Genomic DNA, 13,716 nt, shown 5'->3' with positions numbered 1-13,716 from the left:
CACCAGCCCTACCTGACCGCCATCGCCGAAGAACACGGGTGAACGCCCCCGCGCCACCCTGAACTACCTCACCCCACGAGAAGCCTTCGAACGCCTCCTCGTTGCTTCCACCCCTTGACACCAAGGATTGCCCCGAGTCCCTCTGCCAACACAATATGACCGCCTATGATCGGGAGATGAACAACGAGGCATTTGATCGCCCTCCCAGTACCGGCCCCCGGGCGCCCCGGTCGACGGCGGGCGTCGAGGAGGGTTCGCGCCTGCAGCGCTGGGAGCAGACCATCGAGCCGTTGTTCATCGCCCTGTCCGTATGCTTCCTGGCCGCCTACGCCCTGCCCATCCTCTACCCCACTGTTACCGGGGACATCTTGCGCCTGTGCCGCTTCACCCAGGACGCAATATGGACCGTTTTCGCTATTGATTACCTGGTGCGCCTGGCCCTGGCCCGCCATCGGGGCAAGTGGTTCCTGCATCACCTCTTTTCCCTGGCCACCGTCGTCCTGCCCATGTTCCGGTCCCTCAGGCTGCTGCGCCTGCTGACCCTGCTCGACGTGCTCAACCGGCAGGCGGGCTTGGCACTGCGGGGGCGGATCACGGCGTACGCGGTCTCATCGGTGATGATGATCATTGTCACCGCCTCGCTCGCCGTACTCGATGCCGAGCGGGCGGCCCCCGACTCGGCTATTGACTCCATTGAGGAAGCGCTTTGGTGGGCCTGCGTGACCATTACGACGGTGGGGTACGGGGATATGGCCCCAGTGACCGCGACGGGGCGCTGGATCGCCGCGGCGCTCATGGTCTGTGGGATCGCGCTGCTGGGCACAGTCACGGCCATGATCGCCTCCTGGCTAGTGGAAAAGGTCGCCGACGCGGATGAGGCCTCCCAGGCCGCGACCCGCGCCGACATCCACCGGCTGCGCCAAGAGGTTGACGAGCTGCACCGGCTAATGGCCCAGCGGGAGGCCGGCCCGACGGCGACCGAGCAGGCTCCCGGAACGCCTGACCGCTCCTTCAGGCGCGAAGACGACGCCGAGTACCCTGACCCCCGTGACTGACACGCCCATGACCCGCAAGGACGGTCGCGCCGCGGACGAGCTGCGCCCCGTGACCATCACCCGACACTGGCTGGACCACGCCGAGGGCTCGGCCCTCATCTCCTTCGGCCGTACCCGCGTACTGTGCGCCGCCTCCTTCACCCAGGGGGTCCCCCGCTGGCGCAAGGGCGGTGGTGAGGGCTGGGTGACCGCCGAGTACGCGATGCTGCCGCGCGCCGGCTCCGAGCGCAGCGGCCGCGAATCGGTGCGCGGGAAGGTGGGCGGGCGCACCCATGAGATCTCCCGGCTCATTGGCCGCTCCTTGCGCGGCATTATTGATGTGGCCGCCCTGGGTGAGAACACCATTGCCGTGGACTGCGACGTCCTCCAGGCCGACGGCGGCACCCGCACCGCCGCCATTACCGGCGCCTATGTGGCCCTGGCCGATGCGGTGGCCTGGGGCACTGCGCAGGGCCTGGTTAAACCCAAGGCCGGCCGCCCGGTGCTGGCCGACTCCTTGTCGGCGATCTCGGTGGGCATTGTCGCCGGCTCTCCCTGCCTGGACCTGCCCTATGAGGAGGACGTGCGCGCTCTCACCGACATGAACGTGGTCCAGACCGGGCAGGGCCGTTTCATTGAGGTGCAGGGCACCGCTGAACACGCCCCCTTCGACCGCGCCGACCTTAACGCCCTGCTGGACCTGGCGGCCAAGGGCAACGCCGAGTTGGCGGCCCTCCAGGCCCGGGCCCTGGCCGGCCGGCGCGGGGAGGTCCTGACCGTCTCCAGCACCGACGAGGGGGCGGCGTGAGCGGCCCGGCTCTTGGACGCTCCTCCCCGGCGCACCATGGTGGTGGTCTTACCGCTCCAGCCGGTGGATCCTGTCCGCCCGGCGGCGGCGGCCCGGGCGGCCACGCCCCCGGCCCTACCGGCGCTGACGTGACGGTGCCCGGCGGGGCCCGCCTGGTGCTGGCCACCCACAACCAGGGCAAGCTGGCCGAGCTGCGCGCCATCCTGGAGCCCCTGGCGCCAGGGTTGGACCCGCGGGCAGTCATCTCCGCAGCCCTCCTGGAGGTGCCCGAGCCGGTCGAAGACGGGGTGAGTTTTGTCGACAACGCCCTGCTCAAGGCGCGCGCGCTGTCCATGGCCACGGGCCTGCCCGCAGTGGCCGACGACTCGGGCCTGTGCGTGGACGTGCTTGGCGGCGCACCCGGCATCTTCTCGGCCCGCTGGTGCGGGCGCCATGGGGACGACGCCGCGAATTTGCGGCTCCTGCTGGACCAGATAGCCGACGTGTCCGACCCGCACCGCACGGCGCGCTTCACCTGCGCGGCCGTACTGGTGGCGCCCGGGCAGGCCGGGCCCACGGTGGTTGAGCGCTCCATGGAGGGGCGCTTGGCCCATGAACCGGCCGGCGAAGGCGGTTTCGGCTACGACCCGATCTTCGTGCCCGCCTCCGAGGACGCCCCCGGCGGTTCGGGGCGCACGACGGCGCAGATGGACCCCGCGGAGAAGAACGCTATCTCCCACCGGGGCCAGGCTCTGCGCGCCCTGGCCCCCGCCCTGGCTGAACTGTTGAGTTAAGCCCCTCCGACACTGACGGGCAGTCTGGCCTATATGAAGCCGAGCCGGGAGGGGCGGATGCGCGTCCTCCGCTTCGGGCACCGCCGGCGCGGTAATCCGGGCCCGCGAGATCCTCATCAGGGGGTCAGGGACCGGCCCACGGCCTCTTCAGTGAGCTGGTGGGGCTGAGCCGGTGGGGTTCAGTGCCGCCCTGGCGTCTCCGTGTTCTTGGGGTTCTTGGGGTTCTTGGGCCCACCGGCGTCCGCGGCCTCCTGCTCGGCAATACGACGGGCCACGCCCCGGGGAACGAGGGAGTCGTGCGCCTTAACGTAGCCGTAAAGCCAACGCCATCCGCCCAGGAACACCACCAGGAAGGCGAGAGTCATCCCGACCCAGTCGCCTAAACCCCTCCCACCGCACAGCACGGCATGTATCAGTGTCCACGCCGCCGCACTGACGCCCACCACCAGCGCCCCCTGCGGCCAAGCGAGCTCCAGGTGGTGCCCGCCGGCTCGACGGCGGGCCACGAGCCACGTCACCGCCCAGCCCAGGGCCACGCTCACCGCACCCTGCGCGGCCCAAGACGGAGCCTGGTCCAGTGCCCGGGCGGATGCGGCCGAGAAGGCCGCCACAAGGGCCACTGCCACCAGGTCCGCCGGCAGAACCAGCCACCAGCGGGTGCTGCGGCCCCGAGTCCACGGGCAGTCCTCGCCATCAGGCAGGGCGGGGGTGTAGGAAATACGACGTCGAGGAGCCCCGCCGGTCCGTCCATTGCGGGCCCCGGCGGCCCCGCCGATCCCCCGGCTATCGTCCACGCTCAGATCTCCCAGGTGGCCCCGGCGGCGGCGGCCTCCAGCGGGCCGGAATAGAGCGCCGCGGCCTCGGCCACGGGCACGGCCGGGTCGGTCCACGGTTGAATGTGGGTGAGCACCAGCCGCTTCACGCCGGCGGTGGCGGCGAGCTGGCCGGCGCGCCGCCCGGTCAGGTGCATGCCGCGCAAGTTGTCGCGCCCTTCGACGAAGGCGGCCTCGGCCAGCAGTAGATCGACGCCCGCGGACATGGCCTCGATTCCCCGGCACAAATCGGTGTCCCCGGTGTAGGCCAAGGATGCGCGGCTTCGGCGGAACTCCGACGGGCCCTCTATGCGATAACCGTAAGCCTCCACCGGGTGCATGGCCGCGAAGGGGGTGATCTTCATCGGGCCGACATTAAACGTCATGCCGGGCACGGCGGTGCGAAAGGTGAACTCGGTGGAGTAGGTTTCACTGGGCGGGGTGCCGTCAACGCCTTGGAGCCGGGCCAGCAGCTCGGTGGGGCCCACGGTGAGCACGGGGGGAAGCGCCCCCGTGGGGTTCCAGCGGCGGTAGACGTGCATGCCCACCATGTCGACCATGTGGTCGGCATGGCAGTGGGTGATGCACAGGGCGTCAAGGTCAAGGGGATCAAGGTGGCGCAGCAGCTGCCCCATTGACCCCGGCCCCAGGTCCATGACCACCGAGAAGGTTCGTTGCACGCCATCGACGCCTTGACCGCGAGCCTGAACCAGATAGGAGGAGGCGGCGGTCCTGGGCCCGGACATGGATCCGGAGCAGCCGATGACGGTGAGCTTCATGCAAAGTCCTTGCGTGGTGGAAAAAGGGCGGGTACGCAGGCGAGAAGCACAGAGCTAGCGAGGCCCAATATCATGAAAGGCCGAGGCCGCCACGGGGTCAAGACCGGTTCGAGTCACGCTGGTCACCTCCGGCCCCAAGAATCGTCTGGCTAGTCGGGCGAATGCCTCCGGGTCGCCGGTGACCCGGAATTCGTGGTGAGGGCCGGGGGCGTGGGCGCCGCGCAGCAAGTCGCGCTTGGCCAGGGCCCGGTAAACGTCCTTGGCGGTCTCGTCAGAGGACGTCACCAAAGCGACCTCCTCCCCCATGACGTAGGAGACCGGGCCGGCCAGCAGCGGGTAGTGGGTGCACCCCAGGATGAGGGTGTCCACGCCGGCGGACTTGACAGGCGCCAGGTACTCCTCGGCGACCCGAAGCACCTCCGGGCCGGTGGTCACGCCCTGCTCCGCGAACTCCACGAAGCGGGGACAGGCCTGCTGGAACAGGTCGACTCCGGGGACAGCGGCGAGGGCGTCGTCGTAGGCGCGCGAGTCCACGGTGCCCCGGGTGGCGATAAGGCCAATACGGCCGTTGCGAGTCACCTGGGCGGCCGTGCGCGCCGCCGGGTGGATAACGTCGATCACCGGCACGCCCTTGGAACCGGTGTAGCGTTCGCGCGCGTCGTGCAGAACCGCCGCAGTGGCGGTATTGCAGGCGATGACCAGGAGCTTGACACCGGAATCGACGAGCTCGTCCATGACCTTGAGGGCGAGGGCGCGAACCTCGTTAATAGGGCGGGGCCCGTAGGGCCCGTTAGCGGTGTCCCCAATGTAGAGGACCTGCTCATGGGGGAGCTGGTCGAGCACCGCACGGGCCACCGTCAGCCCCCCCACCCCGGAGTCGAACATTCCGATGGCAGCGTTGTTCACGCTGTTGAGACTATGCGGGCCTCATCGGCGAAGCATCACCGATACCAGTGATTCCTGCCACCAGGTGAGCATGGAGTAGCCAATGGCCAGCACCTGGCGCTGGCGCTCCTGAATGCGTTCGGGCGCGTCCTGGCAGGCAAGAACGTAGACCGCCTCAGCCTCCTCGGGACCCGTAATTCTCAGGGCGCGCGCCAGGGCGAGACGGATGTCATTGAGTCCGCTGAGCCACTGCGACTCCTTCCCGAAAGGGACCAGGACGCCGCCCTCCGGGCCACTGGGCTGGTGAATCTCAGCGGCCAGGTCCACCAGGCGCTCGTACTTGAGGTGGCGCAGGTGCTCCCGCGCCATCTGCGCCACCGATAAGGCCACTTCGGGATCCTCGGAGGCGTCGGGCAGCAGCGCCTCAAGGAGTTGATCCCAGTCGGCTCGGTCGGCCGGGGTCGCCCCGCCCAGAACCATGGCGGCCTGAGGGCCGTCGGTCCGCCGCCCGGGCCCGTTGCCCGGCCCCCCACCGGCCGGCTCCGGTCCCACGTCGAAGTCGAGGGCCGCGAGCACCTCCGCGTCGTGCCGGCTCTCACTAGCGCGCACGCCGGTACCGGGGCGGGGCCCGGGCCCTTCGCCGGCGCCGCCGACGGCCAGGATCTCGACCACCTGGAGGACCAGGGTCCGCAGCAAGGCCTGCTCCCAGCGTTCCAGCCGGCTGACCCACCCCTGTTCGCACTTCTTAAAGGCGTGCATTAGCCGGCCTCCGGCTCGGCGTCGGAGTCCTCGCTCAGGGGCTCGATGGTGGCGCGCAGCCCGTAAGAGTGCATGGCGGTGACATCGACCTCCATGTGCTCGCGCGGGCCGCGGGAGACGGTGGCGCGGCCCGTGGTGTGAACCTGCATCATGCGCTGCTCAGCCACCGGCAGGGGGAAACCGAAGTAGCTGTGGAACACCCAGGTGACATAGTTCATGGTGTTAATGGGGTCGTCGTGGACCACCGTGCGCCACAAGCGATGGCTCACGGCGCGTTGCTCCTCGCGGATGTCGGGCTCGGTCACGGGCGCTGGCATGGCCATGAGACCAGAGTATCGGTGGTCGGCCTCGCCGTGACGGGGAAGAAGGACTAGGTTGGTGTCATGACACCAGCTCAGTCGACTGCTGCGCCGACGCCCAGCACCTCCCTGCTCACCGACATGTACGAGTTGACCATGCTCCAGGGGGCCCTGCGCTCCGGGGTTGCCGAGCGCGCCAGCATCTTCGAGCTCTTCGGCCGCCGCTTGCCCGCCTCGCGCCGCTACGGCGTCGTCGCCGGGACCGGGCGCCTCCTGGACGCCATCGAGGCCTTCGCCTTCACCGCTGAGCAGATCGACTTCCTGCACCGCACCGAGGTCGTGGACGACACCACCTTGGACTACCTGCGCGACTACCGCTTCACCGGCACCATCCGCGGCTATGCCGAGGGCGAATGCTACTTCGCGGGCTCCCCGCTGCTGACCGTGGAGGGCACCTTCGCCGAGGCCTGCATCCTGGAGACCCTGGCCCTGTCCGTCTACAACTATGACTGCGCAGTGGCCACAGCAGCCTCCCGCATGACGATCGCGGCCCATGGGCGCCCCTGTGTGGACTTCGGGGCGCGCCGGGCCCACGAGCGGGCTGCGGTCGCCGCCGCCCGCGCCTCGGTGGTGGGGGGCTTCGTGGGCACCTCCTGTCTAGAAGCCGGACTCCTCTACGGCATCCCCACCTTCGGCACCTCCGCCCATTCCTTCACCCTGGTCCACGACTCTGAGGAGGAGGCCTTCGCCGCGCAGGTGGCGAGCCTGGGGCCCTCCACGACAGTCCTGGTGGACACCTACGACATCGCCACCGGCGTGGAGCGGGCCGTGGCGGCGGCCCGGGCCGCCGGGGGCGAGCTCGGAGCGATCCGTCTGGACTCCGGGGACCTTGTGGCCGAGGCCTTTAAGGTCCGCGCCCAACTGGACGCCCTGGGGGCCACGAGTACGAGAATAACGGTGACCAACGACCTGGACGAGTACGCGATCGCCGCCCTGGGGGCGGCCCCAGTGGACTCCTACGGCGTGGGCACCAAGCTGGTGACGGGCTCGGGGCGGCCGACGGCGGCACTGGTTTACAAGCTGGTGGAGCGCCAGGGCGCCGATGGGGCCATGGAGGAGGTTGCCAAGTTCTCCACGGGCGGCAAGTCCACGGTGGGCGGGCGCAAGTGGGCCGGGCGCCTGCACGACGCGGGAGGATCAGCCAGCGAGGAGCTCCTGGTTTGTGCCGCGAGCAAAGACGAGGGCCTGGCGGCTCTGGCGCAGGCCGGGGCGCGCCCGCTCCAGGTCACGCTGATCGACCAGGGACGGATCGTGGAGGAGCACCGCGGTCCGGAGGCCTTGGCGGCGGCGGCTGAGCGGCATCGGGTGGCACGCGCCGAGTTGCCCTATGACGCCTGGCGCCTGAGCGAGGGGGAGGCGGCCATCCCCACCCGCCATGTGGACTTGGACAACCGCTCCGCCACCCGGCGCTGAGGCGGGCCGGCGTCAAGGCCGTCCTCGCCCGTCACCGACCAGATAACACGACCAGGTGGGTGCGGGCGAGGGCCCCGGCCCGCCCGTCATCGGCCTCGGCACTCACCGGCCCCGCTCCGGGGCGGCGCGGACCAGGGCGAGGGTGGCCTCGGCCACCGGGAGGGCCAGGGCCACTCGCCCCGGCCGGCTGTGGGGCCAGCGGGCGGGGCTCACCGCCTGCCGACGAACCAGCGGCGCAGGGTCTCCACGCGCCGCTCGATCTCCTCAGTGGAGGCGGCGGCCACCTCAGGGCCACCGCAGACGCGGCGCAGCTCGTTGTGGACCACGCCGTGGGGCTGGCCGGAGCGCCGCGCCCAGGCGGCCACGAGGCTGGAGAGCTCCTTGCGGGCGGCGGCGCGCCGCCGGGCGTCGTCGACGCCGGAATTCGCCTGCCGCTGGGCCGCTGCGGCCTGCTTCTTCTGGGCGGCGATCTGCTTGTCCTGGCGCTGGCGCAGCAGGGCGGTGACCTGCTCGGGCTCCAGGAGGCCGGGCAGCCCCAGGTAGTCCTGCTCCTCTACACTGCCCACCACGGCGCCGGTGCCGAACTCGCCGCCGTCGAACAGGACGCGGTCGAACTCGGCCTGGCTGCCCATGGCCTCGAAGCCGGGCAGGAGGTCGGCGCTGGCCTGCTCCTGCTTGTTGGCCTCGGCCATGAGCCGATCCTCCGGGGAGAAGACGTGATCGCCGTCGTCCTTCCTAGAGGCGTTCAGGGCGTGATCGCGGGCGACCTCCATCTCGCCCGCGAGCCCCAGCAAGGGGGTGACCGAGGGCAGAAACACCGAGGCGGTTTCCCCCCGGGCGCGTGAGCGCACAAAACGCCCCACGGCCTGGGCGAAGAACAGGGGGGTGGAGGCGGAGGTGGCGTAGACGCCCACGACCAGGCGCGGAACATCCACGCCCTCGGAGACCATGCGCACCGCCACCATCCACCGGTCGGTGGAGGCGGCGAAGGTTTCAATGCGGCTGGAGGCCCCGGAGTCGTCGGAGAGTACGACGGTGGGTTCCTGACCGGTGATGGCGTGCAGCGCACGCCCGTAGGCGCGGGCCGTGGACTGGTTGGAGGCGATCACCAGTCCCCCGGCGTCGGGCACCTGGCGGCGCACCTCGCTCAGGCGCTGGTCGGCCGCGGCCAGGACGGCGGGGATCCACTCCCCTTTGGGATCCAGGGCGGTACGCCAGGCCTGGGACTCCATGTCCTTCGTCAGTGGCTCCCCCAGCCGCGCGGCGGCCTCGTCGCCGGCGCGCGTGCGCCAGCGCATCTGCCCCGAGTAGGACATGAACATGACGGGGCGGACGACGCCGTCGCGCAGGGCGTCGGCATAGCCGTAGGAGTAGTCGGCCTTCGAGCGCTTGACGCCGGCGGAGTCTTCGACGTAGCGCACAAAGGGGATGGGGGCGGTGTCGCTCCTGAAGGGGGTGCCGGTCAGGGCGAGGCGGCGCCGGGCGGGGGTGAAGGCCTCTCGGATGGCCTCCCCCCAGCTCAGGGCGTCCCCGCCGTGGTGGATCTCATCGAGAATCACCAGAGTGCGGGTGGTGTCAGTGCGAGCCCGGTGGAGGTTGGCGTTGGCGGCGACCTGCGCGTACGTCAGGGCCACACCATCGAACCGGGAGCCCAGAGCACCCTGGCTATTGGTGAAGGAGGGGTCAATGCGAATACCGACTTTCGCGGCTGCTTCCGCCCACTGGAACTTCAAGTGCTCAGTGGGGCACACGACAGTCACCTTGTGGACCTCCCCGGCCCGCAGCAGCTCGACGGCCACGCGCAGGGCGAAGGTGGTCTTTCCGGCCCCAGGGGTGGCCACCGCCAGGAAGTCCTGCGGCATAGTGGTCATGTAGCGCTCGAGGGCCGCGGCCTGCCAGGCGCGCAGGGGCCGCGACGTGCCCCAGGCGGCGCGCTGCGGGTAGGCCGGGGAGAGATTCTCCGCGGCGAAGATCGAGGGCTGGGTCGGGTTCGCGGTGGCCTGGCTACGCCGGGCTCTCACTGACCGCCCCGGCCGAAAGGGAAGCGTGGGCGCCGCGGCCCTCCGCCGCCCTCGCCACCGGGTCGCATCTGCTCGAATATCTCCTTGCAGGTGGGGCATACGGGGTACTTCGACGGGTCGCGGCCCGGCCGCCACACCTTGCCGCACAGGGCGACGACGGGGCGGCCGGTGACGGCGGCCGCGGCGATCTTGTCCTTGCGCACGTAGTGGGCGAAGCGGTCCGCGTCGCCGTTGTCGGTGGACTGGAGCTCCTCGCGCTCGAGCACGGCCGTGCCCGCGGACCGGCTGGGCTCCAGGGAGGGGCTGCTAGGGGCGCCCGGGCCTGCGGGGTCTGACGTGTCGAGGGGTTCGCTCATAGGGTCAGTGTAGGCCGGGGCCGGGGTGCGCCACGGGGCCGACCCTGTGGGGAGACTCTCCTAAGCACTACCCGGCATCACCTGGTCGGCGGGCCGCGCCCTGGACATTGGACTGCCGGTGGCCGGCCTCCCCGCCGCCCGGGCGACTCCAGTGCCGTATCTCAGCGACTCAGGAGGCTGGCGGCCTCGGGGTCGACCAGGACCAGGGCGTCGCTGTGACGCTGCATCACAGTGGCCGGCCAGTCCGCACTGACCTCGCCCTCAATAAGTTGAGCAATGGCCTCAGCCTTGTTGCGGCCCGTGGCAATGAGCACGAGCTTGCGGGCCTCCATAATGGTGGCCAGGCCCTGGGTCAGGCAGTGGGTGGGGACGGCGTCAACGTCACCGTCGAAGAATCGGGCGTTGTCGCGGCGGGTCTGCTCGGCCAGGACCCCGACGTGCGTACGGGAGTCCAAAGGACCGCCGGGCTCGTTGAAACCGATGTGGCCGTCGGTGCCAATGCCCAGGATCTGCAGGTCGCAGTAGCCGGCGGCGCGCATCTGCTCCTCATAGGCGGCGCAGGCGGCCTCAAGGTCCTCGGCCAGGGCGTCGGGGCCGTGCAGGGCACCAGGGCGCATGTCGACCCGCGAGCGCAGGTTGCGCTCCATGAAGGTGGCGTAGCGCTCGGGGTGCCCCTCGGGCAGGCCCACGTACTCGTCGAGCATGAAGCCGGTGACGCCGGCGAAGGAGATGCGCCCGGCGGCGCAGCGGGCAGCGAGCTCGTCGTACAGGGGCAGGGGGCTGGAGCCGGTGGCGGTGCCCAGGACGGCATTGGGCTTGGAGGCCAAAAGCTCCTCGATGGCGTCAGCGGCCTTCTGGGCAATGGCCTCGGCGTGGTCCAGGACAATGAACTCCACAGTGCTTCCTCCGGTGTGAGACAACTAGCGCCGCGCTGATCCGGCAGGATCAAGCGCGTTGGATGCACCCCACGGCGCCTCCACGGCTTGATGGTACCCACTTGCGTTACTTTCCGGTCATGGCGGCTGTGTCGCGCGTACCGCACCCGGGGCGGGCGGGGCTCCTTCCTGACCGAGGGGCGCCCCGCCGCCGGGCAACGAACGGGCCGGCCTCAGCGCGTCTCCTCATGGCCGGACCAGGAGCGAATAGTGGTCAGGATCGCCACACTGCGGCCATCGAGTAGGCGCCCGCCGAGTCGGGCCCCGATCCAGGCGGCGGTGCAGCCCCAGGCGATGCCCGCTGGCAGGAGCAGCCACCCCCAGCCCCAGGCCCCGGTGATGGCCAGCGCGACCAAGGCGACGGCGGCGGGCAGGGCGATGACCACAATGGCCAGCATGCCGATCATCTGGACCACCGCAGCCAGCAGGGCCATGCCCGAGGTGCGCGACTTCAGGGGGCTTTCCCCGGGAGCGTTGACCTCGTAGGGGAAGATCACGCAGGTCAGTGCGGACCAGGCCAGGGCGCTGCCGTAAATGGCCGCGGCCGTCCCCAGGAAGGCCGGGACCATGTCCCAGCGCCCTGTCCAGGCGCCCACGCCCAGCTCGACGGCTATCACCAGGGGCACCTGCCACAGGGCCGCGGCCAGCGCGCGGCCGAGCAGGTCGTAGCGCCCAGGGACCGCCGCACTAATGTGGGTCCACACGGCGGTGGAATCGAAGGCGAGATCGTCGTGGACGGCCCAGCCGGTCATGAGCGCCGTGAATAGGCCAACGAATAATAGCCACCAGGGGGCGTGCCCCAGGGCGAGCGCGCCCGCCGCGCCCGGGCTGCCGACCTTGGAGGTCATGCTTCCAGTTGCGGCAGAGCCCAGAACCACTAGCGGGACAATGAGAATCGTCAGCGCTAAGACCAGGTAACGCGGGTCGGCGCGCCAGTATCGCAGGCAGCGGGCGGCTACGGCTGCGCTCGGGCCCGGCAGCAGCCGCGCCAGGCGACGCTGCCAGGGCAGAACCTCGGGCAGTCCCGCCGCGCCGTCCCCAGCACCGGCCTGGTCTCGGCCTTCGGCAGTTGCCCGCGGGCCTCGCCGCGCCTTGTAGGCGTGGGAGGAGCCCCCGGCGTGGGCGGGAGTGGTCATGACGCGTGTCACAACTCGTTCCCACAGGGGCAGGAGGGCCAGGGGGATCGCTACCGCACCGACCGCCAGCCCCAGGGCGGGGAGCACCTGCCCCTGAGCGAGGTAGCCGGGGGCGGCTGTGGCCCAACCGAAGGGGGTCAGTCCCACCACCCGGGCAATCCCTCCCAGCACGGGAATGTGCGGGCCGCCGTCGTGCATCGTAGAGACCGCGAAGACGTTGACGATGGAGGGCGCCAGGGAGCCGAACACCACCAGGATCACCGCGATTATCCCGACCATGTCGCGGCCTCGGCGGGTGGTGGACACGCCCGCCCCAATGACCACGACGCGCCCGGTCAGCACGCAGGTCGCCAGGGCGACCGGGCCCATGAGGAGGGCCAGGCCCGCCGCCAGTGGCTCACCGGCGGCGAGCCAGGTCAGTGCTGGCAGGAGTAGGGCGAAGGCGGTGACAATCCCGGGCAGCCCGGTTGCCCCCGCCACCGCCAGGCCCCGTGCCAGGCGCGCGGAGGGAGCAGTCCAGGCCGCCATGGCCCGCGGGTCCAAGGTGGTGTCCACGCCGGTAAGCAGTAGGGGGATGAGCGTCCAGCCCAGGATCATGAACGCCCCGAACACGGCCAGGACATTGGCAATGACCTCTGTGCTCGCCCGGCTCAGGGCCACGGCGCCGACCAGGAGCAGGGGGATGAGCCCGAGGGCGTAGAGGCCTCCGAGAATGGTGCCGATGAGCGCCCAGACGTTCTTCTTCAGGGCGTTGAGGGTCAGGCGCCATCTCAGTCGGATGAGGGTCGCAACCATGACAGCCCCTCCCTGGTCGTTGGGGCGCCCACGAGCTGGGCGAAGCGGGCATCCAGGTCCATGCCGTCAGCGACTTGCTCGGTGGTGCCGGCCGCCACCACGACGCCCTGGTTAATGATCGCCACATGGCTGCAGAAGCGCTGCACTGTAGCCATGACGTGACTGGAGATAATGACGGTTCCACCGGCCGCCGCGAAGTCGGCCAGGATCGCCTGGATGGTCTGAGCGGAGACCGGGTCCACGGCCTCGAAAGGCTCATCGAGCACCAGCACTGAGGGCGAGTGGACCAGGGCGCAGGCCAGGTGGACCTTCTTGCGCATACCGGCGGAGTAGTCGGTCACCAGCGTGGTGCCGGCCTCCCACAGATCCAGGACCTTGAGCAGTTCGGCGGCGCGCGGGACGACGACGTCGCGCTCCATGCCGCGCAGCAGCCCGGAGTAGGTCACCAGCTCGAGCCCGTTGAGGCGATCGAAGGTGCGCAGGCCGTCGGGCAGGACGCCCAGGTGCCGTTTGGCGCGCTGAGGCTGGCGCCACACGTCAATGCCGTCGACCAGGGCCCTGCCGGCGTCGGGGGCGAGTAGGCCGGTGGCCATGGACAAGGTAGTGGTCTTGCCTGCGCCGTTGGGGCCAACGACCCCGTAGACGCTGCCAGAGGGTACCGTGAGGCTGAGCAGGTTGACGGCAATCTTGCGGCCGAAGGCCTTACACAACCTGTCCAGGGACAGGGCGGGGGCCGACTTATTGGGGACGGCCTGGTCGACAGCAGCCGGTTGTCGTGAAGTGCTCATGGGGGAAAGCCTAGAAAAGCCGGTAGTAGCAGGACTCCTCCTGGTGGTGGAGCCGCACGTTTT

General features: G+C 70.2%; 14 protein-coding genes. 4 read left to right on the top strand and 10 right to left on the bottom strand.

The features are described 5' to 3' along the window. Positions 1-176: 176 nt before the first annotated feature. The 3 genes from EUC46_RS11305 (at position 177) to rdgB (ending at position 2,615) form a co-directional block, all read left to right on the top strand. Entirely contained in the window at positions 177-1,055 is an 879-nt protein-coding gene (locus EUC46_RS11305) for a potassium channel family protein (protein WP_128774262.1), read from the top strand. Next, positions 1,048-1,842, top strand: a complete 795-nt coding sequence (rph, locus tag EUC46_RS11300) for a ribonuclease PH (protein WP_128774261.1) — start codon at positions 1,048-1,050, stop codon at positions 1,840-1,842. The genes EUC46_RS11305 and rph overlap by 8 nt, the downstream gene beginning before the upstream one ends. A 128-nt stretch (positions 1,843-1,970) precedes the next feature. Continuing rightward, positions 1,971-2,615 carry an RdgB/HAM1 family non-canonical purine NTP pyrophosphatase gene (rdgB, locus tag EUC46_RS11295; RefSeq protein WP_128774260.1) on the top strand — a complete coding sequence of 215 codons (645 nt, stop codon included), beginning with the start codon at positions 1,971-1,973 and terminating at the stop codon, positions 2,613-2,615. Positions 2,616-2,794: 179 nt separating this feature from the next. Here rdgB and EUC46_RS11290 read toward each other — a convergent pair whose 3' ends face one another. Genes EUC46_RS11290 through clpS form a run of 5 tightly spaced genes read right to left on the bottom strand, consistent with a single transcriptional unit; the run spans position 2,795 to position 6,173 of the window. Beyond that, positions 2,795-3,409, bottom strand: coding sequence for a DUF3054 domain-containing protein (locus EUC46_RS11290; RefSeq protein WP_241655548.1), 615 nt, complete (start codon positions 3,407-3,409; stop codon positions 2,795-2,797). Between the two features lie 2 nt (positions 3,410-3,411). Beyond that, complete coding sequence (locus EUC46_RS11285; RefSeq protein WP_128774259.1) at positions 3,412-4,206, bottom strand: MBL fold metallo-hydrolase; 795 nt, start codon at positions 4,204-4,206, stop codon at positions 3,412-3,414. A 54-nt stretch (positions 4,207-4,260) separates the two neighbouring features. Continuing rightward, positions 4,261-5,091: a glutamate racemase gene (murI, locus tag EUC46_RS11280; RefSeq protein WP_241655550.1), complete on the bottom strand. Its 831-nt coding sequence runs from the start codon at positions 5,089-5,091 to the stop codon at positions 4,261-4,263. A 42-nt stretch (positions 5,092-5,133) separates the two neighbouring features. Further along, the gene (locus tag EUC46_RS11275; RefSeq protein ID WP_128774257.1) at positions 5,134-5,850 is read right to left on the bottom strand and encodes a DUF2017 family protein; all 717 of its coding nucleotides are present in this window, start codon (positions 5,848-5,850) and stop codon (positions 5,134-5,136) included. Next, positions 5,850-6,173, bottom strand: a complete 324-nt coding sequence (clpS, locus tag EUC46_RS11270) for an ATP-dependent Clp protease adapter ClpS (protein WP_128774256.1) — start codon at positions 6,171-6,173, stop codon at positions 5,850-5,852. Before clpS ends, EUC46_RS11275 begins: the two co-directional genes overlap by 1 nt. A gap of 60 nt (positions 6,174-6,233) precedes the next feature. Between clpS and EUC46_RS11265 the strand changes: the two genes are divergently transcribed. Then, complete coding sequence (locus EUC46_RS11265) at positions 6,234-7,622, top strand: nicotinate phosphoribosyltransferase (protein WP_128774255.1); 1,389 nt, start codon at positions 6,234-6,236, stop codon at positions 7,620-7,622. Positions 7,623-7,831: 209 nt separating this feature from the next. Here EUC46_RS11265 and EUC46_RS11260 read toward each other — a convergent pair whose 3' ends face one another. The 5 genes from EUC46_RS11260 to EUC46_RS11240 all read right to left on the bottom strand — a co-directional run bounded on the left by EUC46_RS11260 (position 7,832) and on the right by EUC46_RS11240 (position 13,653). Beyond that, a complete protein-coding gene (locus EUC46_RS11260; RefSeq protein WP_277750492.1) occupies positions 7,832-9,643 on the bottom strand; it encodes a DEAD/DEAH box helicase in 1,812 nt (603 codons plus the stop codon). Beyond that, complete coding sequence (locus EUC46_RS11255) at positions 9,640-9,999, bottom strand: DUF3039 domain-containing protein (RefSeq protein WP_128774253.1); 360 nt, start codon at positions 9,997-9,999, stop codon at positions 9,640-9,642. Before EUC46_RS11255 ends, EUC46_RS11260 begins: the two co-directional genes overlap by 4 nt. Before the next feature lie 161 nt (positions 10,000-10,160). Next, positions 10,161-10,895 (bottom strand): glucosamine-6-phosphate deaminase, encoded by a 735-nt coding sequence (gene nagB / locus EUC46_RS11250; RefSeq protein ID WP_128774252.1) that lies wholly within the window; start codon positions 10,893-10,895, stop codon positions 10,161-10,163. A 212-nt stretch (positions 10,896-11,107) separates the two neighbouring features. Continuing rightward, positions 11,108-12,865 (bottom strand): transporter, encoded by a 1,758-nt coding sequence (locus tag EUC46_RS11245; protein WP_128774251.1) that lies wholly within the window; start codon positions 12,863-12,865, stop codon positions 11,108-11,110. Beyond that, positions 12,841-13,653, bottom strand: a complete 813-nt coding sequence (locus EUC46_RS11240; RefSeq protein ID WP_128774250.1) for an ABC transporter ATP-binding protein — start codon at positions 13,651-13,653, stop codon at positions 12,841-12,843. Before EUC46_RS11240 ends, EUC46_RS11245 begins: the two co-directional genes overlap by 25 nt. Positions 13,654-13,716 lie beyond the last annotated feature (63 nt).

This window comes from Actinomyces oricola (genome assembly GCF_004104015.1).
Taxonomy (GTDB): domain Bacteria; phylum Actinomycetota; class Actinomycetes; order Actinomycetales; family Actinomycetaceae; genus Actinomyces; species Actinomyces oricola.
The sequence above is the reverse complement of the archived record's forward strand: the minus strand, read 5'-3'. Positions and strand labels throughout refer to the sequence as shown.